The organism is Paenibacillus sp. JCM 18996 (assembly GCF_055392555.1).
Genome location: NZ_AP043884.1, coordinates 115273 through 138042 on the forward strand (window position 1 = coordinate 115273; position 22770 = coordinate 138042).

Annotated in this window: 26 protein-coding genes, 1 pseudogene and 1 other annotated feature; of the genes and pseudogenes, 23 read left to right on the forward strand and 4 right to left on the reverse strand. The window is 51.2% G+C overall.

Going from position 1 to position 22770, the window contains the following annotated elements:
• Positions 1–187 precede the first annotated feature (187 nt).
• From ACZ5N7_RS00555 to ACZ5N7_RS00570, 4 genes are all read right to left on the reverse strand, one after another.
• Positions 188–1372: a YhgE/Pip domain-containing protein gene (locus ACZ5N7_RS00555; RefSeq protein ID WP_464659082.1), complete on the reverse strand. Its 1185-nt coding sequence runs from the start codon at positions 1370–1372 to the stop codon at positions 188–190.
• A 32-nt stretch (positions 1373–1404) separates the two neighbouring features.
• A complete protein-coding gene (locus tag ACZ5N7_RS00560) occupies positions 1405–2058 on the reverse strand; it encodes a TetR/AcrR family transcriptional regulator (protein WP_464656430.1) in 654 nt (217 codons plus the stop codon).
• A 313-nt stretch (positions 2059–2371) separates the two neighbouring features.
• Positions 2372–2968, reverse strand: a complete 597-nt coding sequence (locus tag ACZ5N7_RS00565) for an AAA family ATPase (RefSeq protein WP_464656432.1) — start codon at positions 2966–2968, stop codon at positions 2372–2374.
• Between the two features lie 217 nt (positions 2969–3185).
• A complete protein-coding gene (locus ACZ5N7_RS00570) occupies positions 3186–3320 on the reverse strand; it encodes a transposase (RefSeq protein ID WP_464656434.1) in 135 nt (44 codons plus the stop codon).
• Positions 3321–3481: 161 nt separating this feature from the next.
• Here ACZ5N7_RS00570 and ACZ5N7_RS00575 point away from each other — a divergent pair, with 161 nt between their 5' ends.
• The 23 genes and pseudogenes from ACZ5N7_RS00575 to thrB all read left to right on the forward strand — a co-directional run bounded on the left by ACZ5N7_RS00575 (position 3482) and on the right by thrB (position 22763).
• Positions 3482–3781, forward strand: a complete 300-nt coding sequence (locus tag ACZ5N7_RS00575; protein WP_464656436.1) for a hypothetical protein — start codon at positions 3482–3484, stop codon at positions 3779–3781.
• Positions 3782–3867: 86 nt separating this feature from the next.
• Positions 3868–4007, forward strand: a pseudogene (locus ACZ5N7_RS00580) (Maf family protein); the annotation flags it as partial.
• A gap of 34 nt (positions 4008–4041) precedes the next feature.
• Positions 4042–4731 (forward strand): RadC family protein, encoded by a 690-nt coding sequence (gene radC / locus ACZ5N7_RS00585; protein ID WP_464656438.1) that lies wholly within the window; start codon positions 4042–4044, stop codon positions 4729–4731.
• Between the two features lie 78 nt (positions 4732–4809).
• The gene (locus tag ACZ5N7_RS00590; RefSeq protein WP_464656440.1) at positions 4810–5844 is read left to right on the forward strand and encodes a rod shape-determining protein; all 1035 of its coding nucleotides are present in this window, start codon (positions 4810–4812) and stop codon (positions 5842–5844) included.
• 28 nt (positions 5845–5872) lie between these two features.
• A complete protein-coding gene (gene mreC / locus ACZ5N7_RS00595) occupies positions 5873–6727 on the forward strand; it encodes a rod shape-determining protein MreC (protein ID WP_464656442.1) in 855 nt (284 codons plus the stop codon).
• Between the two features lie 2 nt (positions 6728–6729).
• On the forward strand, positions 6730–7254 hold the full coding sequence (mreD, locus tag ACZ5N7_RS00600; protein WP_464656444.1) for a rod shape-determining protein MreD: 525 nt from the start codon (positions 6730–6732) through the stop codon (positions 7252–7254).
• Between the two features lie 69 nt (positions 7255–7323).
• Positions 7324–7971 (forward strand): septum site-determining protein MinC, encoded by a 648-nt coding sequence (locus ACZ5N7_RS00605; RefSeq protein WP_464656446.1) that lies wholly within the window; start codon positions 7324–7326, stop codon positions 7969–7971.
• Positions 7972–7997: 26 nt separating this feature from the next.
• Positions 7998–8792, forward strand: coding sequence for a septum site-determining protein MinD (gene minD / locus ACZ5N7_RS00610; protein ID WP_464656448.1), 795 nt, complete (start codon positions 7998–8000; stop codon positions 8790–8792).
• Positions 8793–8799: 7 nt separating this feature from the next.
• On the forward strand, positions 8800–9948 hold the full coding sequence (locus tag ACZ5N7_RS00615) for an FtsW/RodA/SpoVE family cell cycle protein (RefSeq protein WP_464656450.1): 1149 nt from the start codon (positions 8800–8802) through the stop codon (positions 9946–9948).
• 262 nt (positions 9949–10210) lie between these two features.
• Positions 10211–11188, forward strand: a complete 978-nt coding sequence (locus ACZ5N7_RS00620) for a peptidoglycan DD-metalloendopeptidase family protein (RefSeq protein ID WP_464656451.1) — start codon at positions 10211–10213, stop codon at positions 11186–11188.
• Positions 11181–12053 carry a site-2 protease family protein gene (locus ACZ5N7_RS00625; RefSeq protein ID WP_464656453.1) on the forward strand — a complete coding sequence of 291 codons (873 nt, stop codon included), beginning with the start codon at positions 11181–11183 and terminating at the stop codon, positions 12051–12053. Before ACZ5N7_RS00620 ends, ACZ5N7_RS00625 begins: the two co-directional genes overlap by 8 nt.
• Before the next feature lie 207 nt (positions 12054–12260).
• Entirely contained in the window at positions 12261–13514 is a 1254-nt protein-coding gene (locus ACZ5N7_RS00630; RefSeq protein ID WP_464656455.1) for an Rne/Rng family ribonuclease, read from the forward strand.
• 43 nt (positions 13515–13557) lie between these two features.
• Positions 13558–13646, forward strand: a sequence feature (ribosomal protein L21 leader region).
• Between the two features lie 13 nt (positions 13647–13659).
• The gene (gene rplU, locus ACZ5N7_RS00635; RefSeq protein WP_464656457.1) at positions 13660–13971 is read left to right on the forward strand and encodes a 50S ribosomal protein L21; all 312 of its coding nucleotides are present in this window, start codon (positions 13660–13662) and stop codon (positions 13969–13971) included.
• 4 nt (positions 13972–13975) lie between these two features.
• Positions 13976–14311, forward strand: a complete 336-nt coding sequence (locus tag ACZ5N7_RS00640) for a ribosomal-processing cysteine protease Prp (RefSeq protein WP_464656459.1) — start codon at positions 13976–13978, stop codon at positions 14309–14311.
• Positions 14312–14317: 6 nt separating this feature from the next.
• On the forward strand, positions 14318–14629 hold the full coding sequence (gene rpmA, locus ACZ5N7_RS00645; RefSeq protein ID WP_464656461.1) for a 50S ribosomal protein L27: 312 nt from the start codon (positions 14318–14320) through the stop codon (positions 14627–14629).
• 156 nt (positions 14630–14785) lie between these two features.
• Entirely contained in the window at positions 14786–15541 is a 756-nt protein-coding gene (locus ACZ5N7_RS00650; RefSeq protein WP_464656463.1) for a Spo0B domain-containing protein, read from the forward strand.
• A gap of 12 nt (positions 15542–15553) precedes the next feature.
• Positions 15554–16852 carry a GTPase ObgE gene (obgE, locus tag ACZ5N7_RS00655; protein ID WP_464656465.1) on the forward strand — a complete coding sequence of 433 codons (1299 nt, stop codon included), beginning with the start codon at positions 15554–15556 and terminating at the stop codon, positions 16850–16852.
• 143 nt (positions 16853–16995) lie between these two features.
• Positions 16996–17289, forward strand: coding sequence for a hypothetical protein (locus tag ACZ5N7_RS00660; protein WP_464656467.1), 294 nt, complete (start codon positions 16996–16998; stop codon positions 17287–17289).
• 201 nt (positions 17290–17490) lie between these two features.
• Positions 17491–18288 (forward strand): alpha/beta hydrolase, encoded by a 798-nt coding sequence (locus ACZ5N7_RS00665; RefSeq protein WP_464656468.1) that lies wholly within the window; start codon positions 17491–17493, stop codon positions 18286–18288.
• Between the two features lie 516 nt (positions 18289–18804).
• Positions 18805–19278 carry an ACT domain-containing protein gene (locus tag ACZ5N7_RS00670; RefSeq protein ID WP_464656470.1) on the forward strand — a complete coding sequence of 158 codons (474 nt, stop codon included), beginning with the start codon at positions 18805–18807 and terminating at the stop codon, positions 19276–19278.
• A gap of 106 nt (positions 19279–19384) precedes the next feature.
• Complete coding sequence (locus ACZ5N7_RS00675; protein WP_464656472.1) at positions 19385–20671, forward strand: homoserine dehydrogenase; 1287 nt, start codon at positions 19385–19387, stop codon at positions 20669–20671.
• A 42-nt stretch (positions 20672–20713) separates the two neighbouring features.
• Positions 20714–21778 (forward strand): threonine synthase, encoded by a 1065-nt coding sequence (gene thrC, locus ACZ5N7_RS00680; protein ID WP_464656474.1) that lies wholly within the window; start codon positions 20714–20716, stop codon positions 21776–21778.
• Between the two features lie 19 nt (positions 21779–21797).
• Positions 21798–22763, forward strand: a complete 966-nt coding sequence (gene thrB / locus ACZ5N7_RS00685) for a homoserine kinase (RefSeq protein ID WP_464656476.1) — start codon at positions 21798–21800, stop codon at positions 22761–22763.
• The last annotated feature ends 7 nt before the right edge of the window (positions 22764–22770 follow it).

Sequence of the window (22770 nt, forward strand, 5' to 3'; positions counted from 1 at the left end):
TTGCCGTCGAATTTTCCTCCGATATATTCCAGACTTCCGCTATCAGCGATATAGTTTACGCCGGCCAAGTATCGATCGGCGATCAGTCTTTCTCCCAATGTGGTTTTGAAGGCCAGGAGAACGAAGGGTTCCTTGCAACAAAAATAAAAGCACATGAATCAACTTCACGATTCGCATGCTTTATTTTTTAGCCTTCAAGTTTTTGCTGTTTTTGTACTGCACGGTGTTTCAAAACAGAACCAAGGATAACAATGGCGCTCACTAAACCAATCCAAGTAAGCGATGATACTGCATTATTCCAACTTAATCCTTTACCGAAGAAAAACAATTCTCGAAGACCTTCCACCATGAAACGCATTGGCAACCAAGAATACACCCAGTCCTGATAGAACGGGGACATCATTTCAGGGGCTAAAGCAAGTAATGGTGCACCAAAGAAAAGGAGTAACGCAAAAATGGAAATTCCAGCGAAGCCCAACCACGAAACAACAGCGGATATCATCAAGAAAAAGCTGAAGAACGCAATCGTTAAGAAAACTGCTGTATCTGTAAACTGCGGAATATGAAGTCCCACCATACTGTCTGTAAGCCAAGTTAATCCAAAACCAACGACTACCGCAACAACACCACCTATTACAATCTGCATTAACTTCGTAGTAAGGCTCTCTCTTCTGGTTTTAGATGTTGTCTTGCTTACGGCTATAAAGAGGACCGCTGCGGTCGCTAAACTTGCCATCCAAAGTGGTTGGAATAAGGAAACAGGAGCATTGCCGTTTGCGCTTTTCGTGCCTATTTCGTTGACATTGGTAACTTTTTTGACAATAGGACTTACCAATTTAGAAGCCTGATCCGGCGTCAGTGCTGCACCTTGATTTTTAAATCCTTCGAGGAGTTGGGTACGAACATTGTTGTTCATGTTATCGACGACTCCATTCAGGATTTGCGCTGCCATTGTGGAAGCCGCAGTGTTCATACCTTGATTAATATAGATTTGAACTTCAGGCGAATTAGGCGTTGGAGTGCGCAAAGAAGCTTGCCTCGCACTAAAATCTTTTGGAATAACAAACGCCGCGTAATACTCTCGGTTATTTAGGCCGTTTTGTACTTCTTCAACACTTTTTACTTGCACCCATTTTACAGCGGGGTCTTTCCCAGATGTTGAAGATGAAGTCTTCTGCATCATGTCAACGATAGTTTGCCCCATATTCATCTTTGGTTGATTTGGGATTTCAAATCCTTGGTCTTCGTTGACAATGGCGATTGGTAAGTTCTTTGGTTGGACTTGAACAGATGGGAAAAGTGTAAGTGAAAAAATAAATATGACCAACAAAGCAATGATTGGCGACAACAGCACGAGCCTGTTTTTAAAAATATTCATAATAAATGTTTCTCCTTTTTATACAATCACTCATTATCGGAAGATGATTTTCGAATGCCATCCATTATAAAACGGATCGCATCTTCAATTTCCTCGTCGTTAATTGACTCCTTATTCAACAACACAAAACGCGAAGCAAGGAATCCACCAATGAACGTGAAAAGCAACTTTAGAATTCTGTCGGTTGGGATGTCAATAAGTTCACCGCGTTCTTTAAATAACTCGATAACTTGGGTTAGACGCGAAGTAACTACTTCTGAAATGTAAGGGAGGAGTTCGTTTTTCAATTCCTCTTTATAAATTAATTCCTTTATGATTACTTGGAATATTTCCTTGTTTTCCAAGCCGAATTCAACGCGATTTTTAAGAAGCTCTGCTAAGAATCCTTCAAAAGTGGAATTAGCTTTGCTGATTTGACCAATTACCTCGTCCGCCATAGAAGGCAAGAATTCCTTCAAATGAGAGACAATAAGGGATAACAGTAGCTTGTCTTTCGTTCCATACTGCTTAAAGATACTTGCCTCAGATACCTCGGCAACCTTGGCGATTTCAGACGTTGAAGTATTTGAATAGCCCTTTTCTGCAAACAGTCGAATTGCTGCCTCGACAATCCGTTCTTGCTTTACTGTTAGTTTTGCTGATTGTGACGATAGGATTTCATTCAACAAATTGTTGTTCAAAACCGATTCACCTCCTTCGTGAGTTATTTGATTAAAATAAGTGAGTAAGTACTTACTTAATAATATCACCGCGCAGTTTTGGTGTCAATAAAAAGTGAGTAATTACTTACTTTAACACAATGTAGTTCTTTGTTGTTCCATGGAAATTGTATGTTATTTTTCGTGCTTATCGTATTGTGAAGACCGACAAGTCACATAGAAAAATTCGTCATAGCGGCAATTTGAAGACGCGTATGCCAAGCACATAAAGGAGTAGAGAGTAAGTATGCCATAGACCCTCTATCGTCTTGCGAAGCGATGAGACTGTTGGCGCTCATAAGGATGAATACGATTGGCAGCAGTACACCCTGAATGCCATAGAAGGTTTTGGCAAGCATGCCTCGCGGGAAAGGAACTCGATTTTATACACCTTGTTTTCGTTGTGCTTTATGTCGACGGTCGGTTTGACCGCAACCACCCTTCCTCCCTTGTTTAACGCGACCTTGTCACAAGTATGCTGAACTTCTTGAAACATATGACTGGACATGAAAATCGTCTTGCCTTTCTTCTTTTCTTCCTTCAATATGTCTACGAACTCAGCGCGCATTAGCGGGTCTAACCCTGTGGTAGGCTCATCCAGAATCAAAATGTCGGGATCGGCCATCAAAGCTGCGACAATCGCCGTTTTCTGCTTCATCCCCTTGGAGATTCTTTTCAAGTTGGCTGTAGGATCAAGCTGCAGCTTTTGTATAATGCTCTCCGCATATGACATATCCTTTAATCCCAGTAATTCCGCTTGCCTTCTCAAAAACTCTGTTCCCGTCGGTGCATCGGGAAATGCAATTTCTCCTGGAATATAACCGATCAACTTTTTGATTTCGGCAGCGTCCGTCCAACAATTTGCAGATGCCCAGGAAACCAATAAGCTCATCCACAATTCAGTCCTCGTTCCGTTTCAATATAGCGGTCATGTTCCTTTCCTGGACGAACGCGATAAAGCGAGCATTATCTCAAATTCCATGATCCTGAGAAGGTAGAGCCGATTTTACAGCTGGAAAATCGAAGCGGTTTGTACAGGTATCTAGCGTTTCGATTCGGCGATTCGCTCATCCAGTGTAGGCCGCGTCGGCACAAAAGGTTTCTTGGTACTACTTCACCCAGTTGCGGATGGTCTTAGGCGTGACGTCGTACTTTCGGGCAAGAGCCCCGGTTTTTATTCCGTTCAATGCTTCTTGAGCCACTTTGTACCGTACTTCTTCGAATACTTTATTTCGCTTCATCATGACGATCGCCTCCCTAATTACACGACATAACGCATATACGTTGCTGTTCCTAGAAGACATGAAGCGTATGGGTGTTTGAATCATTTTAATAAGCGACAATTATGACTCATTTGTAGATGATGATTCGATTCTAGGGGTCAAAACATGGTATAATGAGTTGTATGTTTAAGGATATTAGTCGAAAAGTCAAAGAAAATATCAAATCTAGGATGAAAGAGGGCAAATATCTGGCATCTGTCCCTTACGGATATAAGAGAAGTCCTCTTGATCGAGAGAAGATAATTATTGACGAAGAGTCGGCAAGATATCCTGCTCCACTCATTATATCCTTGACCGAACCTACAATTTACCTTAAAGCAAGTATTGAGCAACTACTTCATCCTAATAATGGTGATGATCCTGATGGAAACGGTGGCGGCAACAATGCCACCGTTTTTTATAAAGCAGGGGCTGTTAAGTAGTCTTTTGTATCCACGGTTGCCTTAAATGTCTGCCAAATGTCACAAAATGGGGATGATTCCCTACGGAAAGAACCATTGTGCACTACAAAGCCGGCTCCTACGGCATTCAAGGCGTAGGGTCCCTGCTCGTGGAACGGATCGAAGGAGATTATTTTACCGTAGTCGGGCTGCCGCTGTTTCTGTTAAAAGCCAAATTCTCGAGGAGATGGGTGTTCAAATTCTGTAATGCAGTTTAATTTCAATTAGAAAGAAGGGAATTCATGGCTTTACCGTATTTAACCTTAAGAGAAGTACCTGTTGAAGAAAGGCCCAGGGAACGCATGCTGCACTACGGCGCACACACGCTGAGCAACGCGGAGCTGATCGCAATACTGCTGCGAACGGGAACGGTAGCCGCATCGGCCGTACACTTGGCCCAAAGGATTCTGGCCGAGTCGGGCGGCCTGCGCAATCTGGTCGATATGAGCGCCGAGCAGCTGCAACAGATCAAAGGCATCGGGCCGGCCAAGGCGCTTCAACTTCAAGCCGGCATCGAGCTCGGACGGCGGCTGGCCAGAACGACCGGCGGCGGCAAGGTCACGATCCGTTCTCCCAAGGACGCGGCAGATCTGTTGATGGAAGATATGCGGTATTTGCAGAAGGAACATTTTGTCTGCCTCTTTCTCAATACGAAGAATCATGTCGTGGGTCAAGAGACGCTCTCCATGGGAAGCTTGAACGCCTCGATCGTACATCCGAGAGAAGTGTTTAAAGCCGCCATCCAGCGCAGCAGCGCGTCGATCGTCTGCGCCCACAACCATCCCAGCGGGGATCCCGCTCCAAGCCCCGAAGATGTGCAGATGACAGCGAGATTGGTAGAAGTTGGAGAGATTATCGGTATTGACGTACTGGATCATATTGTCATTGGCGATAACAGGTATATTAGTTTGAAGGAACAAGGCTTAATGTAATATAATGATCTAAGTGCCGTCTTTGGGCAGCACACACTCCGCTACATAGATTGGTTAACCGGAAGGGAGATTTAAAGCATGTTTGGTGGTTTCACAAAAGATTTGGGGATTGATCTTGGAACAGCGAATACGCTGGTTTTTGTCAAAGGAAAAGGAATTGTCGTCAGGGAGCCATCGGTGGTCGCCCTGAGAACAGATACAAAAACGATTGAAGCCGTAGGCGATAACGCCAAGAAAATGATCGGACGCACTCCGGGCAACATCCGCGCGGTACGGCCGATGAAAGACGGGGTCATCGCGGATTTCGAAACAACCGCAACGATGATCCGTTATTTCTTGAAGCAGGCCCAAAAGGACCGCTGGCTGTTCCAACGCCATCCGAGCGTGATGGTATGCGTACCTTCCGGTATTACGGCGGTAGAGAAGAGAGCGGTAGAGGACGCTACGAAGCAGGCCGGAGCAAGAGATGCCTATACGATCGAAGAGCCGTTCGCGGCAGCGATAGGCGCCGATCTTCCGGTATGGGAGCCGACGGGCAGCATGGTCGTCGATATCGGCGGCGGAACGACGGAAGTGGCGGTCATCTCGCTCGGCGGCATCGTTACCAGCCGTTCCATCCGCATCGCGGGCGACGAGATGGACGAAGCCATCATGCAGTATATCAAGAAAACGTATAACCTGATGATCGGGGAAAGGACCTCGGAACAGCTGAAGATCGAGATCGGTTCCGCTATGCCTACCGACAGCCCTGAACTGTATGAAATCCGCGGCCGCGACCTCGTGAGCGGATTGCCCAAGACGATGACCGTCTCGTCCCACGAAATTACGGATGCTTTGACGGATACGGTGAACAGCATTGTAGACGCGGTGAAGATCACGTTGGAGAAGTGCCCGCCGGAACTGTCCGCAGACATTATGGACCGCGGTATTGTATTGACCGGAGGCGGAGGCTTGCTGCGCAATTTGGACAAGCTCCTTGCCAAAGAAACCGGCATGCCCGTCATGGTGGCCGAGAATCCGCTGGATTGCGTAGCGATCGGGACCGGGCGCGCGTTGGACCACATTCATCTGTTCAAAAAGAATTCCGGCTCGTCCGGCAGATCCAGACGTTAAGACGATCCATGGTTAGAAGGTGCTCCGCTTGTTGAAATTTATGGGGAATAAACGTCTTCTTGTCCTCATGCTTCTGTTTATTCTTTTTGTCGCCTTGATGGGCCTCACCCTCGGACAAAGAGATAAATTGACTTGGCCCGAGAAGCTGGTGAAAGACACTGTTTCCTGGATGCAGGGAATGATCTATAAGCCCGCCCGCTCTATAGCGGGGTTCTTTGAAGAGATGTACTCCTTGAGAACCATTTATGAAGAGAACCGTGTGTTGAAATCCACTTTAAGCCATTACGCGATGGATACGGCCCGCCTGAACGACCTGAAATCCCAGAACGTCCGGCTCAAAGATATGCTGGGATTCACCGACCGCCAAAAGCAATCGAACAATTACAAGTTTCGCGTTGCCGAAGTGATAGCGTCCAGTCCGGATGCCTATAACTCTACCAAAGCGATCAATCTGGGAGAGAAAGACGGTATAAAACCGAATATGGCAGTGATGTCCGTGGACGGGTTGGTGGGCCGCGTTACGAACGTCTATCCGTTCTACTCGAATGTCCAGCTTCTGGACGATATCAACGACAGCGAGAACACGACCAAAGCGATTTCCGCCACCGTCCAGGGCAAAGAGGACCAATCCTTCGGAGTCATCGTGAACTTTTCAAAGGAAGAGGGCCTGCTCTCCATGACCAAAATCCAGGGCGTCCAGGTGAACGATGTCGTCATTACGTCGGGTTTGGGCCAGGTGTTTCCGAGAGGAATCGTAATAGGAAAGGTAGTCGCCATCAAAGAGGATGATTTCGCGATCACTCCCAAGGCAATGATTAAACCGATGGCCTCCTTCCAGCATCTTCGCGAGGTGTTTGTAGTTGAAGTGCCGGAGGGCAGGTGACCATGAACCGGTATATGCTTTGGCTTGTCGTTTTTGCATTGTTTTTGCTGGAAGGCACCGTACTCGATCTGATCATTCCCGAGGCTTGGCAGACCAAGGTCCTTATCGCGCCGCATCTCGTGCTTGTTGTGGTCTTATATATAGGCTTATATCTTAACCCGCGCTGGGCGTTAATCTTTGGCCTCATCTTCGGATCTCTCCATGATTTGACTTATTACGGCCCGATGCTGGGCATATATGCCTTCTCGATGGCGGTGAGCGGCTACGTGGCGGGCCTTGCCAACCGCAAAATCCATCTCAACCTGCTGTTCGCTCTATCGGTTATTTTTCTTGGCAGCACTGTATTCGAATTATTGACCTTCGGCATTTATCGTGTGTTTAACATTATGCGCATCGATTTGAAGTGGGCTCTGACCCATCAAATGCTGCCTAGCATTCTGGTGAACTTGTTATTTGCTCTTATCATCTATGTTCCCGTCCGAAAATGGCTGGAATCGATCGAAGTGCAGAGCCGCGGCGAGGATTAATTTGGGCGCCTAAGAAGGAATATATACCCTCGGAGCCGAAATAGCTAGGTTAGGGGGTTGAAGGAGTCTATGACTGCAGTAAAGCACCACGTTACCATAAAAGGCATCAAGGACGGATTAATCTTTCTTTTGGATGACCAATGCGAAATCGACGATTTATATAGAGAACTGCTGCACAAGCTTGAGAAAACGCACAAAAAATTTCTGTCCGGTCCCATTATCCATGTGCACGTGAAGCTGGGGCAGAGGCAGATCGGCGAGGAAGAAAAGGAAGAGATTCACCGGATCATCTCCCAAAAGGGCAATCTGCTTGTCCGGTCGATCGAGAGCGATGTGCGGGAGGAGCAGCCGGGATTGGATTTTGCCAAAATTGAGCTTGTAAAAGGCATGGTCCGCTCCGGACAGACGATTCAGCATGACGGCAATATCCTTTTTATGGGCGATGTGAATCCCGGAGGAACGATTCTCAGCACCGGCAGCATCTATGTAATGGGCTCGCTCAAAGGCATGGCCCACGCGGGTAGGGATGGCGATGAAAGCGCGGTGATTGCGGCGTCCCTCTTGAAGCCGACCCAGCTGAGAATCGCCAATATCATTTCCCGCCCTCCGGACGAGTGGGGGATAGAGGACTCCTCCTATATGGATTACGCCTATATTAAAGAAGGCCGGATGGAGATCAATAAAATCAACCAATTGTTCCGATTGATTCGGGATTAACCACTGACAAAGGAGTGAATGGTCCGATGGGTGAGGCGATTGTAGTCACTTCGGGAAAAGGCGGTGTCGGCAAGACGACGACTTCGGCCAATATCGGAACGGCACTGGCTATTCAAGGCAAAAAAGTGTGCATGGTGGACACGGACATCGGCCTCCGCAATCTCGATGTGGTCATGGGACTGGAAAACCGGATCATCTATGATCTTGTCGACGTAGCCGAAGGGAGATGCCGTCTGCCTCAAGCGCTTATCAAAGATAAAAGATTTGACGAGCTTTACCTTTTGCCCGCCGCGCAGACCAAGGATAAGCATGCCGTTTCGCCGGAACAGGTGAAGGATATCATATTGGAATTGAAGAAGACGCACGATTACGTTATTATCGATTGCCCCGCGGGGATCGAGCAAGGCTTCAAGAACGCGGTGGCGGGAGCGGACAAGGCCATCGTCGTCACTACGCCGGAGAATGCCGCTGTCCGTGACGCCGACCGGATCATCGGGCTGCTGGAGAATGAGCAGATCCAATCTCCTAAGCTGATCATTAACCGCATCCGCGCCAATATGGTGAAGAAGGGCGAAATGTTGGACATCGACGAGATCTGCCAGGTACTCGCGATCGATCTGCTGGGGATTGTGCCGGATGATGAATATGTCATAAAGGCTGCAAATTCCGGAGAGCCGACGGTGATGAACCCGAATTCGCGGGCGGCCATGGCTTACCGCAACATCGGACGCCGCATCCTTGGCGACACCGTGCCTCTGATGCCCATGGAGCAAAAGCCGGGGGTATTCAAGAGGGTGAAGAAGTTTCTTGGGATAGGATGAGATTCCCTTGCTGGTAAAATTTAAAAAAATAGATATGGTGATTGTCGGACTGCTTGTCGTCTTTATGGCACTCAGCATGCTGCTCGTCCACAGCGCCACCGTGGATTCCCCTTCGATTTCGATCGGGATACCGAAAATGATTCTGATTTTTACAATTGGGATTATAGGATTTCTAGCGGCCATGATGGTCGATTACAAAGCAATCGTGAAGATTGTCCCTTATTTGTATGGGGCAGGTATCCTTATGTTGGTTGCTGTATATGTGCTCGGAACGGAGATCAATGGAGCTCGAGGATGGTTCAAACTGCCGTTCGGGTTTGATTTTCAGCCGGTGGAATTGTTCAAGCTCATTCTTATTATCGCTTTAGCTGCTTATATGGCAAGAAAGCAGGGAGAGAATCTGGAGCTTTTGCACGATGTCATTCCGATCGGGCTTATTATGTTCGTTCCCTTTGTCCTGGTTGTCATCCAGCCGGACTTGGGGAACGCGGTTATATTTATCGTCATTCTGCTTGGCATTTACTGGATCGGCAACATTAAATATACACATGTGCTTGTCGCCACATCGATTATAGCGGGTGTGCTGTTTTTATCCTTGACTCTGTATCAGAGCTACCATGAGGAAATCAGAGCTTTTCTGAAGTCAACGGTAGGCTCCGACCACTGGATGGGACGGATCGATACGTTCCTTAATCCAAGCGCCGCTTCCAAGAAGGATTCTTACCATGTACAAAATGCCATTATCGCCATTGGCTCAGGCTCCTTGTTCGGGGAGGGCTATCTGCATGGGAGCTCTATTCACAGCAATTTTATTCCCATCGCTTATACGGATTCGATCTTTGTGGTAGTCGGGGAGGAGTTCGGATTTGTAGGCTGCTCCGTCCTGCTGCTGCTTTATTTCGTGTTTATCTATCGGATGATTATTATTGGCATTCAATGCACGGATATAACAGGCTCCTATATCATTGTTGGTATCGTTTCCATGCTGGTGTTCCAGATTTTTGAAAATGTCGGTATGATGATCGGCATTATGCCTTTAACAGGGATCACGTTACCGTTCGTCTCTTACGGGGGAAGCTCGCTGCTGATCAACATGATTTCCATCGGGTTTGTGATGAGCATTAAAGTGCATCAGGAGACCGAACCTTCGTATTAAAAAGATCGCCAAGGCGCCTGCGCTCCGTTAAGAGCCGAGTACGTTGAGGTCGAAGTGAACCATATTTATTCGGGCTGCATCCCCACACGTCGTGCGTGGAATAGAAGGCACCGTCAGGACAAGCATTTTATCCTGGCGGCTTTTTTTTGGCTGTGCAGGCGGTTGTCCTCTTTGTTATAATTCTTCCCTTGTCCTCATAGGATGAAGTAAGCGAACAAGCCGTTAGGACGCACCCTAACGCCGCCTCGGGAGGAGATCCGCCATGGAAACGAAAGACAAAGTCCGCCAAAGAAGAACGGACCGAATCAGGGAGATCCAGCAATCGCGCACAGCACACGGAATGCAGCCTTCCCCGTATAGAGAAAAGCCCTCCTCCCGGCACGAAAGCGGACTGCCGCGCTCTTACGAAGTGGAAGAACACAATGTACATTACCGGGACATGACCCCGCAGGTGGGGCCGCCGCGCTCTTACGAAACGGACGAGCGTCGGCTTTACCGACGGGACGAGGCCGCTCAGGGAGACTGGAACGATCCCGAATTTGTGTGGAACCAGAAATATAAACGGGAGTGGGGCGCCGCCGCCTCATGGAATGAATTGGAGGAAGAGTGGGAGGAGCCCAGCGGCACACTCCTCATACGAAATTTTGCCCGAAAAATGTTGATCTCGGCCATTCTGTTCGGTCTGGTGTGGGGGATATTCCAAGTAAACCACCCGCTTGCCGACGAAGCGAAACGTTTCATTCGAACCTCTTTGACGGAATCTAAGCCTTTTGACAAGCTTGCCGTATGGTATGACAAAACTTTTCAAGGAGCTCCTTCGTTCATCCCCGTTTTTGGCGATAAACAGCCTGATGCAAGAAAAGTGAGCACCTCGCTCAACAAAAGCTTTTTCGTGCCCGTACAGGGGAAAATAGCGGCTCCTTTCGACGCCAGCCATCTCGGAATCATCGTGGAGACGAAAGCAGACGCAACGGTGAGCGCATTAGCGACCGGGCTTGTCATTTATGCAGGCCAGCGTGAGGATACGGGGTTCACGGTCATTGTCCAGCATGCGGATAAGCTGCAATCCGTGTACGGCTGGATCGATAAGAGCTATGTGCAGCAAAGCGACTGGATCAAGGGCGGAGAGGCGATTGGAAAAGTGGCGCAGGATAAGCGGAAGGACGTGGGAACGCTTTATTTTGCCGTGATGAAAGACAAGGAATTTATTAATCCGCTGGATGTGGTACGATTTGATTAAAATATTCGGCACGGCATTCAGGGTTCATCCGCTTTTCTCGATTGTCATCTTTCTGTCCGTCCTTACGGGTTATTTCCTGGAGGTCGTTACTCTGTTCGCGATTGTGCTGCTGCATGAGCTGGGCCATCTCGCCGCGGCCAAAAATCTCGGTTGGAGAATACAAGAAGTTCGCCTGCTGCCGTTCGGAGGCGCGGCTGTCGTAGAGGAGCTTGGGACGGTTCCCGCCTGGGAAGAAATCGTCGTGGCCGCTGCGGGTCCGCTTCAGAACGGCTTTCTGATCTTTTTTGCCTGGGTGATGAAGGGGGCCGGAGCAGATTCGGAGTGGTGGAATTATTTTATCGCGGCCAATCTACTCATAGGTTTGTTCAATCTGCTGCCTATCCTTCCGCTTGACGGTGGGAAGATGATGCAGAGCGTTCTCAGCTTCCTGATGCCCTACCACCAAGCGATTCTGTATACTACCGTGCTCAGCGTGGGGCTTGGCGCGCTGGCTACGGCGGTTGCGCTGCTGAGCGGCATGTTCGGGGGGATTCAGCTTAACCTGCTGGTCATCGGGCTTTTCCTGGTATATTCCAACTGGTACAGCTACCGCCATCTTTCGTTTCACTTCCTCCGGTTCCTGATTGCACGGGAGGCAAGAGTGCGCGAGTGGATGGAAGCGGGTGTGATCGCGCAGCCTATTGTCGTGAGCGGGCAGAAGCCCGTCGGCCAGATTATGAAGCTGTTTATGAGGGAAAAATATCATCTGGTGTATGTCGTGGACCCGGGAGGCCGCATTCAGGCAGTTCTGCCGGAACAGCGGCTTACGAAAACATTTTTCGTGGATAAAAAACAAGGTAGTGCGGTGTCGGAGCTTTTTCGTTAAAATAGTCCTGACAGGCGCAACTTTAAGGCTTCGTATTGCGTCCACATTGAGGAGCAGTATTTTAAGATAATAAATTTACGGCTTGCCGGCAATCCACCCGGGACGGGAGCGGTGAGGGTTTCCATCGTACGCAGCGAGGCGGTTAGCAATATTAAGCGAGCTCAGCAGGCAGAATGGTCAGGAGATTGATGCGCGGGAGGTGAGAAGTTGAAGCAAATCGTGATCCAATCGAACCGGCAGACGGCCGGGGCCCATGCGGCTCTGCTGGAGGACGGCAGCTTGACGGAATATTACAAGGACCGTTCGCAGGAGACACCGAAAGCCGGTGATGTGTATGTGGGCCGGGTGGTCAATGTGCTGCAGGGGATGCAGGCTGCTTTTGTCCATATCGGGCAGGAGAAGAACGCCTTCCTCTATATAGACGACCTGCTGCCCGCACATCTGGAAAAGCAGCCAAAGCTCAAGCCGCAGATCAATGAGCTCGTCCAGGCGGGACATAATGTAATCGTGCAGATGACGAAGGAACCTATAGGGGACAAGGGCGCAAGAGTGACGACCCATTATTCGATTCCCGGACGCTGGATTGTATACATGCCTAATGCGGATTATGTCGGCGTGTCCCGCAAAATCGAGTCGGACTCCGAACGCAGCCGGTTAAAAGATATAGCGGACGGCATACGAGAGCCTGGCGAAGGGGTAATCATACGCACTGTGGCGGCTGGAAGCAGCTTGACCGAACTGCAGCGCGATCTGCAGGAACTGCGTGATCTCTGGGCCTCGGTGATGGCCCGGTCGCGGAATGCTCCGGCCCCAAGCCGGATCTTTACGGATTTAAGCCTGATTCCACGCCTTGTACGTGACATAGTCAGCGAGAAAATCGATGAAATTATTGTCGACAGTCCTCAAATGCGCGGTGAAATTGCAGCGATTCTGGGTGAAGTGTCACCCGGCATGGCGGTGAAGGTTCGGCTGCACACGGAACAGCGGCGGGTGTTTGAGCAATATGGAATCGATAAGCAGCTGGGCCGGTCTCTGCAGAGAAAAATCTGGCTGCCCAGCGGCGGACACCTGATTGTCGATTTGACGGAAGCTTTGACGGTGATCGATATCAATACCGGAAAATTCACGGGCTCGGTGGATCTAGAGCAGACCGTGTTCGAGACCAATTGCGAAGCGGCTGTGGAAATTGCCAGACTTTTGCGCTTGCGCGATGTGGGCGGAATTATTATAATCGATTTCATCGACATGGAGCTGGAGGAACACCGCCACCGGGTGCTTCAGACGCTTTCCGAGGAATTGAAGAAGGACCGCACCAAATCAACCGTTATAGGATGGACCAAGCTCGGCCTTGTGGAAATGACCCGCAAGAAGGTGAGGGACACCTCGGACGAACTGGCCGAGCCGCCTTGCCCGGCTTGTTCGGGAACCGGGAAAGCCCAGCAGCGGGATATTAGGTATTGATTTCTTGCAAGCGAATGTGATATACTTCTTTGGTATGTTGCAAAACATGCTGCAACCACACGAGTCGGGTTCTAAGTACGCGACGCTTACCGCGGTTTGCGTCACCTGGATGCGGTGAGTCTTATGACATGAGGAGGTGCAACGAATGTACGCAATTATCGAAACTGGCGGCAAGCAATACAAAGTTCAAGAAGGCGATGTACTATACATCGAGAAATTGGGCGCCGGCGAGGGCGAAGATTTTGTTTTTGACCGTGTTCTGGCGGTTTCCGGCGACAACGGGTTGGTTCTTGGAACTCCTGTAGTGTCCGGCGCGAAAGTTTCCGCGAAAGTGGAAAGACACGGCAAAGGCGAGAAAATCATCGTTTACAAATACAAAGCCAAAAAGAACTACCGTCGTAAGCAAGGTCACAGACAACCTTACACGAAAGTTACTATCGGCAAGATCGAAGCTTAATCGTATGATTAACGTCACCGTAACAAGAAACGGCAGCGACGGCTCTATCCATTCCTGCAGGATCGTGGGACACGCCGAATACGACGTGCCCGGCAAAGATATTGTTTGCTCGGCGGTTTCTGCGATATCCGTCGGCACATACAATGCGGTTGAGGCTCTGCTCGGTCTGATCATGGAGCATAGAATGGAGCATGGATTATTTGAGTTCACCGTCCCGGACGGCCTTGATGAACAGGCGGCGGAGAAGGTGCAGCTCATTGCGGAATCCATGGTCATCATGCTGCAAACCATCGAAACGAATTACAGTGAATATATACACATTATCGAAAAAAGGAGGTAGACTGGAATGTTACAATTAAATCTTCAGTTATTCGCTTCCAAAAAGGGAGTAGGTTCCACAAAGAACGGCCGCGACAGCATCGCGAAGCGCCTTGGCGTGAAGCGCGCTGACGGACAAACCGTTACTGCTGGAAGCATCCTGGTTCGTCAACGCGGAACGAAAATCCACCCTGGCAACAACGTAGGCATCGGTTCCGATGACACCTTGTTCGCGAAAGTGGAGGGCGTCGTGAAATTCGAACGTTGGGGCCGCGACCGCAAGAAAGTCAGCGTATATCCTGCTGATGCCGCACCGGTGGCCGCGACTGTAGAAGCGTAAGACAAATCCCAAACCTAAAGACCTTGGCGAAGTTCGTCAAGGTCTTTTTTTGAAGGAACAACACTCTAACGGATTTTACTTCGGCAGCTTGAAATCACTTTTGTGGGGATAATATGCTATACTGTAACGGCAAGCAGTGAAAGACGGGGAGAAACAATGAATCATGCGAGGGGCAAGTCTATCCTGTTAGGCAGTATTTTACTCATAGCGATGGTTGCGCTGGCGGCAGCGACGGCACTTCTGGTTAGAGCCGCATTGGCTGTTTTTATTACAGTGGCGGTCCTTGGGATCATATCTAAGCAGAAAGCCGTATGCTCCCAAAAGGTTTCGGAGGCTGTGGAAAACAAGGAAGCGGAAAAAAACAGGCAGATGATCGCGACGCTGAACCATGTGCGCCATGACTGGATGAACGATATTCAAGTTCTGTACGGATATATCTCTTTGAAAAAATTCGAAGCTCTGCTGCCGTATGTGGAAAAGATCAGGGGAAAAATGTTTCAGGAAAGCTATATTTCCAAGCTCGGAATTCCATCTCTCGTTGCTTATTTATTGTCCTATAGAACGGATTCTACGGTGATGGAGCTGGAGGTGGAGATGGAGGAAGAGCTGCCGCTGCAACTGCTGCCTCTGCGGTGCGAAGCAGTGACCGAGGCAGTGCGGGAGATTGTAGAGGCTTTCAAGAGCCACGCACAGTCTTCCGACGGGGAGCCGAATGTGCTAAACCTTCAGTTTGAAGTGCAGGACAGCGGACTGCTGCTTGATTTTGTGTATCAGGGGCAATATAACAGCAGCGAATTAGCAGCGGAGCTGAAGCGCAAATTATTACAAAAGGGAAATGTGCTTATAGTCGAGGAAAGCGCCTTCGAACAAGGCGAGGCGGCGTTTACGGTTCGTTTGCCATTCCATACATAAAGGGGTGGAGTCATGTTTGTAGATAAAGCGAGAATATTTGTCAAAGGCGGAAACGGCGGCGACGGGATCGTATCTTTCCGCAGAGAGAAATATGTTCCGGAAGGCGGACCTGCAGGCGGTGACGGTGGGAACGGCGGGGATGTCATTTTTCGTGTGGACGAAGGCCTGCGCACTTTGATGGATTTCCGTTACCAAAGGCATTTTAAAGCCGAACGCGGTGAAAAGGGACGGAATAAAAGCCAGCACGGCGCGAACGCCGACGATCTGGTGGTCAGAGTCCCGCCAGGTACGGTAGTCATCGATGAGGACACGCATGAGGTGGTCGCGGATTTAACCCGGCACGGGCAGGAAGTGGTCATAGCCAAAGGCGGACGCGGCGGACGCGGCAATATCCGTTTTGCAACACCGAGCAATCCGGCCCCGGAAATTGCCGAGAACGGCGAAGAGGGCCAGGAGCGTTGGATCGTGCTTGAGCTTAAAGTGATGGCGGATGTAGGCTTGGTCGGATTTCCGAGTGTGGGCAAATCGACATTGTTATCGGTCGTTTCCGCGGCGCAGCCGAAGATCGGAGCCTATCACTTCACTACGCTGACTCCGAATCTCGGCGTAGTGGATGTGGGGGACGGCCGCAGCTTTGTCATGGCGGACCTGCCCGGATTGATCGAGGGTGCCCACGAAGGTGTCGGCCTGGGCCACGAATTTCTGCGCCATGTGGAGCGGACAAGGCTCATTCTTCATATTGTCGATATGGCGGGCACCGAAGGCCGCGATCCGTTCGACGACTGGTTGAAGATCAATGGCGAGTTAAAGCTGTATAACGCCAGGCTGGAAGAACGGCCGCAGATCATTGTGGCGAACAAAATGGACATTCCGGACGCCGAGGTCTATCTGGAAGACTTCAAGAACAGGCTTGAGGAATATGGTGAGTATCCCGTTTTCCCGATTTCGGCCGTGGCCGGACAGGGTGTGCGGGAGCTGCTGTACAAGGTAATGGACCTGCTTGAGCAAATACCGGAGACGCCGCTGGTGGAGGAAGTCGCTGAAGTGGATGAACGCAAGGTGTACAAGCTGGAGCGCCGGGAGGATAATGATTTTACGGTGCGCCGCGAGAACGAAGACTTTGTAGTGGAAAGCGCGAGCCTCGAAAACATGCTGAAGAGAGTAAACATCAACAGCTATGATGCGCTGCTCCGATTTGCGCAAATTATTCGCAGAATGGGCGTCGATAAAGAGCTGCGTAAAAAGGGAGCGGTAGACGGATCAGTCGTCCGGATCGGTGATTTTGAATTTGAGTTTGACGAGAAAGAATAAGCCAGCCGGTTCGCAGCGCAAGGTTCTTTTTGGAATTATCAATTTAGGATTTCTACCATCGCGGTCGGGCACAATAAGTTCCGGGAGTTGCGCTGACAATGACAGCGGCGCTTCTCTACTACAAAACGAGGGAGTGGACAGGGATGGCTGAAAATAACAATAACAATAATCGGAACGGTGCTTCTTCTGGCGGCAACATGACCAACGCGGCTGACGTCGACACTGGTGAAGCTGTAGGAACGGTTGGCGGTGCCGCTGTTGGCGCTGCCGTGGGTTCCGTGTTGGGGCCGGCTGGCACCGTTGCAGGCGGTGTTGCTGGCGCGGCGATGGGCAACCAGGTGGGTGAGGGAGCGATGGGAGACAACAACAACTCAAAAAATGCTCTTGGTGCTGGTGGCGCCTCCACAAATCGGACAGAACAAAATAAACAGAGCTAGCAGCATTTGCCAGCAGGAAAAGCAGGGCCAGGGGCAACCCTGGCCTTTCGCTTGCTTGTTGGGGCATAAACTTCACTGGGAGCCACATCAATATTTCTACATAATTACCCATCAAGGGTATCAGCCGGCAATAGACGCCTGTAAGCCGCTGCCTTATAATGGGAAATGGACAAGATGGGAAGGGAAAGGGGAATACCTGACGTGAGTATTGATTTATGGCCCGGCCAGGCGCCGTGGAGTATTGCAACAGAGCAGGAGAGTCCGACGCTCACTGCTTATCCTGCGAACGATACAGAAGAAAGCGCTGCCGTTATCGTATGTCCGGGCGGAGGCTACAGGATGAGAGCCGATCATGAGGGAGAGCCTGTCGCGCTCTGGCTTAACAAACAGGGCATCACCGCATTCGTGCTAAATTACCGTGTGGCGCCGCACCAACATCCCGCACCGCTGTCGGACGCCCAGCGCGCTGTCCGTTATGTGAGAAGCCACGCGCAGCAGTTGAATGTGGATCCGGGAAGAATAGGAATCCTCGGTTTTTCCGCGGGAGGCCATCTGGCGGCGACGGCCGGCACGCAGTTTGATAACGGCGATCCGGACAGCCATGACCCGATCGAGCAAGTAAGCTGCAGGCCAGATCTAATGGTGCTATGCTATCCCGTAATCACTCTGCTGGATCCCTATCTTCACCGCGGTTCAAGGGATAATCTGCTCGGAGTGGATGCCCCAGAGGAACTGGCGAACAGTCTCTCAGCCGAGCTGAATGTAACGGAGCGGACCCCGCCCGTGTTCATATGGCACACTTCCGATGACGAAGGTGTGCCTGTCGAGAACAGCTTATTGTTTGCAGGGGCGCTGAGCCGCTGTAAAGTGCCGTTTGATCTTCACTGCTATGAAAACGGCAGACATGGCATCGGCCTGGCCGAAGAGCATCCGGAGGCTCATACATGGACACAACTTTGCGAACTGTGGCTCAAGAAGCGCGGGTTCACGCCTGCGTGACACGGCTCAGACTGGCAGTGATACTTTGATTTAACAGAGCGAGTTGCATACACAACGTAAAGCGCTTGTCGAAGGTTCAAAACCTGTTTCAACATAAGCAGTTCATCCCCATGAAATAATACTGCAGCCGATATCAACCTGAGTCGAATCATAACTTAGTTCCCTTCTTCCTTCGGCAAATGTTCGGTGGCTGTCCAATCCAGTGGCCGTTCGAGCTGGCCCGGTTCTGCCGGAGCGCGTTGCGGCGCTGCTTGGCGGGTAGCCAGACAAACCCATGCGGAAAGGACCATTTTGCATTTAGTCTGTTTTCATTTTGGGGCAGGGGCAGCCGCATAGCAATAGTTGGAATGGATTTCGCGGTTTTAAAATCTCGGCGCGGGGAATCCATTAAAGTTCCAAGGCCTCCGGATAAGAAGAACTTGTGAATAATTTATTTACCTATTGTGGCACCGGTAATCTTCCGTTATAATGTCCACTATAGGAATACAACAGTTTCCCTAGAGAGGACGAATCCACTTGTCGGAATCCACAAAAAATGAGTCCAGGGACTCGTTTGCGGAACGTTACTATCTGGTTCGTGAGGACATTTTGCCGGAAGCGGTGCTGAAGACGATCCAGGCAAAAGAACTGCTGGCCGGCGGCAAGGTCAAAACGATTCACGAAGCGGTGGAAGAAGTAGGCTTGAGCCGAAGCGCTTTTTATAAATACAAAGACGGCATTTATCCTCTAAGCAAGCTGGAGCGGGAGCGGCTGGTGACGGTTTCCATGGAACTGGAGCACAGGTCCGGAACGCTGTCAAAGGTGCTCGCCGCAATCGCGGTGATGGAAGGCAATGTGCTGACGATCCACCAGACGATCCCTTTGCAGGGAATGGCCACGGTAATCCTGTCCATCGATACTTCCCATATGGGAGAGAATCTTCCTTTTTTGTTGGAAAAGCTCTCCGCGCAGGAAGGTGTCAAACGGGCCCAGGTGATTGGCAGGGGATGATGGCATTTTGTGGGATTCAACGTTGGGGCTCCCCGCAAAGTAATCGGAACAAACTTCGAAGCATCACGTCACTTTGTGGGGATTGAACTATTGAGGAGGAGCTGGAATGAAGCCGATTAAGGTAGGTTTGCTGGGATTGGGGACAGTAGGAACAGGTGTCGTAAGAATTGTGGAAGGACACCAGGAGGATCTGCACCGGCAAACCGGAAGCGGGATTGTGATCGAAAAGATTTTGGTGCAGGACCGCGCTAAAACGAGAAATGTTGCCATAGATGAAAGTAAAATAACGAACGACCCTTGGGAAATCATCAACAATCCGGACATCGACGTCGTTGTGGAAGTGATGGGCGGAGTGGAACATACGAAGAATTACATTCTCGAAGCCCTGGACCGCGGCAAGCATATCGTAACGGCCAATAAAGACCTGATGGCGCTGTACGGGCAGGAAATCCGCGAGAAAGCGGCGCAAAAAGGCTGCGACGTGCTCTATGAAGCCAGTGTGGCCGGGGGCATTCCGATTATCCGCACCTTGGTGGAAGGCTTCTCTTCCGACCGGATCACGAAGGTCATGGGCATTGTGAACGGCACGACGAACTACATTTTGACCAAAATGAGCCAGGAGGGCGCGGCCTACGAGGACGTGCTGAAGGAAGCGCAGCAGCTCGGTTATGCGGAATCCGATCCGACTTCGGACGTGGAGGGGCTTGACGCGGCGCGCAAAATGACCATCCTGGCAACCCTTGGCTTCCAGACGAATGTGGATCTGCAGGATGTCAAGGTGAAGGGCATAACCCAAATCACGAAGGAAGATATCGCCTACGGCAAGAAGCTTGGCTATGAAGTGAAGCTGCTCGGAATCGCGGAGCGGAAAGACGACTTCATTTCGGTGAGCGTCCAGCCGACGATGGTAAAGCATTCCCATCCGCTGTCTGCGGTGGGCGGCGTGTTTAACGCAGTCTATGTGTACGGGGAGGCGGTCGGCGAGACGATGTTCTACGGCCCGGGAGCGGGCGCGATGCCTACGGCCACTTCCGTAGTCGCGGATCTGGTCGCCGTCGTCAGAAACCTGAAGCTGGGCGTCAACGGCCGCAGGGTGCTCGTCCCTTACAAAGAGAAAAAGCTGAAGTCGGATGAGCAGATTGACTCGAAGAACTTTATCCTTCTGCATGTGGAAGATAAAGCCGGGGTGCTGGCGCAGATTACGGAGGTGTTCGCGGAGCATGAAGTGAGCCTGGAGTCGGTGCTTCAGCATCCGAACGCGAGCAATCCGAAAGCGGAAATCATCATTATCACGCATGACGCGAACCAGGCGGGCATGAACAAGGTATTGAAGCATTTTGAAAGTATGGATGTCATTGCTTCCGTACACAGCGTGTACAGAGTCGAAGGATAACCGTTAGCACCAATTACCCCAGCCTAAAAGGAGCTGTCAACTATGAGATATATGGGACTTTTACAAACTTACGCCGCTTATTTGCCGGTTAACGAACGCACACCGATGATTACCCTGCAGGAAGGAAATACTCCGCTGGTCCACGCGCAGAAGCTTTCGGATCAGCTCGACCTCGACATTTACTTCAAATACGAGGGCTTGAATCCGACCGGTTCTTTCAAGGACCGCGGGATGGTCATGGCTGTAGCGAAAGCGATGGAGGAAGGCAGCCGCACGATCATGTGCGCTTCCACAGGCAACACGTCGGCAGCAGCCGCGGCTTATGCGGCGAGAGGCAGCCTGAACTGCATCGTGCTGATTCCGAACAACAATATCGCTTTGGGCAAGCTGGCTCAAGCGATGATTTACGGCGCGAAGGTGATTGCCATTGAAGGGAATTTTGACCGTGCGCTGGAGATCGTGCGCGAAATTACCGCCAAGCATCCGATCACGCTGGTGAACTCCGTCAATCCTTACCGTATCGAAGGCCAGAAAACAGCCGCTTTCGAAGTGTGCGACCAGCTCGGGGAAGCGCCGGACTTTCTGGCTATTCCGGTAGGGAACGCGGGCAACATCACCGCCTACTGGAAAGGCTTCAAGGAATACAAAGCGGCGGGGAAATCGACGAAGCTGCCCAAGATGATCGGCTTTGAAGCGGAAGGCTCGATGGCGATCGTCAAAGGGGAGCCGATTCCGAATCCGGAAACGGTCGCTACCGCGATCCGCATCGGAAACCCTGCAAGCTGGGTGCCTGCAGTAGCTGCGGCTGAAGAATCCCAAGGGCAGATCAATTTTGTGACGGACGAGGAAATCCTTAACGCTTACCGCACGATTGCAGCCAAAGAGGGAATTTTCGCCGAGCCGGCTTCAGCGGCGTCCATTGCGGGCGTGATGAAGCTGCACAAGATGGGATATTTCAGCAAAGGCCAGCGTGTTGTGTGCGTACTAACAGGCCACGGCCTGAAAGATCCCAACATCGCCATCAAGAGCGTCAACGCGGAGCCGATGGTCGTACAGGATTCCGAGCAGGCGGTTATGGACGCGATTCAAATTCTGGAAAGAGTGTAAGAGCTCGAGGTGACAGAACATGAATTCACGGAAAGTGTGCGTTAAGGTTCCCGCCTCGACGGCGAATTTGGGGCCTGGCTTCGATACGCTCGGAATGGCTTTAAATTTGTACGCGTATGTGGAAATGGGAATCGCCGAAGGCAAGACGACGATTACGTCGCTGGGAGACCGGCTGCCGGGCGTTCCTTTGGACAAGTCGAACCTGATATACGAGGTGGCGCAGCTCGTGTTCGACAAGGCGGGAGTGAGCCACCCGGAACTGGATATCGCGGTTTACAGCGAGATCCCGCTGACGCGCGGGCTGGGCAGCAGCGCGTCGGCCATTGTCGGCAGCCTGGTGGCTGCCAACGCGCTGATCGGCGGTCGGCTTAGCGTCGACGAGCTTTTTCAGATCGCCGCAGGCTTGGAGAAGCACCCCGACAATGTCGGGGCTTCCCTGTTCGGCGGCTTGATCGTGTCTTTTTGGGACGGAGTGCGGGCAGAGGTGATCCGGATCGAGCCGCACGAGCGGCTGGAGGTGCTGGCAGCGATCCCGCGCTTCCAGCTGTCTACTGCAAAGGCCAGGCATGCGCTGCCGAAGCAGGTCCCGATGGCCGACGCGGTGTTCAATGTCGGCCACTCGTCTTTGCTGGTTGCCGCGCTGTGCACCGGCAACCTGGAGATGCTCCGCCATGCGATGAAGGACGCACTGCACCAGCCTTATCGTGCAGAGCTGGTGCCGGGCATGGCGGCCGTGCTTGAACGCGCCGCGGAGCATGGCGCGCTGGGTGCGGCCCTGAGCGGCGCAGGGCCGACGCTGGTCGCGTTCGCGGACGCGGCCGCCGGCAGGAAAGCCGAGCTGGAGGCTTTCCTGGCGGATACGCTGCGCGCCGCGGGCGTCGAAGCGGACACAATGTGGCTGCGGCCAAGCGCCGAGGGCGCGGTGGTGGCCGCGGATGTCCGCAGCCTTGCGGAGATGGTGGAAGGGTTAAAGGTCAAATATTAAAGGGGTA

Bases quoted from the DNA above. Each gene is read 5' to 3' on its own strand.
- rpmA (WP_464656461.1), top strand. From the start codon at position 14,318: ATGTTACAATTAAATCTTCAGTTATTCGCTTCCAAAAAGGGAGTAGGT.
- ACZ5N7_RS00620 (WP_464656451.1), top strand. From the start codon at position 10,211: ATGGAAACGAAAGACAAAGTCCGCCAAAGAAGAACGGACCGAATCAGG.
- thrB (WP_464656476.1), top strand. From the start codon at position 21,798: ATGAATTCACGGAAAGTGTGCGTTAAGGTTCCCGCCTCGACGGCGAAT.
- obgE (WP_464656465.1), top strand. From the start codon at position 15,554: ATGTTTGTAGATAAAGCGAGAATATTTGTCAAAGGCGGAAACGGCGGC.
- ACZ5N7_RS00675 (WP_464656472.1), top strand. From the start codon at position 19,385: ATGAAGCCGATTAAGGTAGGTTTGCTGGGATTGGGGACAGTAGGAACA.
- ACZ5N7_RS00570 (WP_464656434.1), bottom strand. From the start codon at position 3,320: ATGATGAAGCGAAATAAAGTATTCGAAGAAGTACGGTACAAAGTGGCT.
- ACZ5N7_RS00640 (WP_464656459.1), top strand. From the start codon at position 13,976: ATGATTAACGTCACCGTAACAAGAAACGGCAGCGACGGCTCTATCCAT.
- rplU (WP_464656457.1), top strand. From the start codon at position 13,660: ATGTACGCAATTATCGAAACTGGCGGCAAGCAATACAAAGTTCAAGAA.
- ACZ5N7_RS00565 (WP_464656432.1), bottom strand. From the start codon at position 2,968: ATGAGCTTATTGGTTTCCTGGGCATCTGCAAATTGTTGGACGGACGCT.
- mreD (WP_464656444.1), top strand. From the start codon at position 6,730: ATGAACCGGTATATGCTTTGGCTTGTCGTTTTTGCATTGTTTTTGCTG.
- ACZ5N7_RS00590 (WP_464656440.1), top strand. From the start codon at position 4,810: ATGTTTGGTGGTTTCACAAAAGATTTGGGGATTGATCTTGGAACAGCG.
- minD (WP_464656448.1), top strand. From the start codon at position 7,998: ATGGGTGAGGCGATTGTAGTCACTTCGGGAAAAGGCGGTGTCGGCAAG.
- radC (WP_464656438.1), top strand. From the start codon at position 4,042: ATGGCTTTACCGTATTTAACCTTAAGAGAAGTACCTGTTGAAGAAAGG.
- ACZ5N7_RS00650 (WP_464656463.1), top strand. From the start codon at position 14,786: ATGAATCATGCGAGGGGCAAGTCTATCCTGTTAGGCAGTATTTTACTC.
- thrC (WP_464656474.1), top strand. From the start codon at position 20,714: ATGAGATATATGGGACTTTTACAAACTTACGCCGCTTATTTGCCGGTT.
- ACZ5N7_RS00575 (WP_464656436.1), top strand. From the start codon at position 3,482: ATGTTTAAGGATATTAGTCGAAAAGTCAAAGAAAATATCAAATCTAGG.
- ACZ5N7_RS00605 (WP_464656446.1), top strand. From the start codon at position 7,324: ATGACTGCAGTAAAGCACCACGTTACCATAAAAGGCATCAAGGACGGA.
- ACZ5N7_RS00660 (WP_464656467.1), top strand. From the start codon at position 16,996: ATGGCTGAAAATAACAATAACAATAATCGGAACGGTGCTTCTTCTGGC.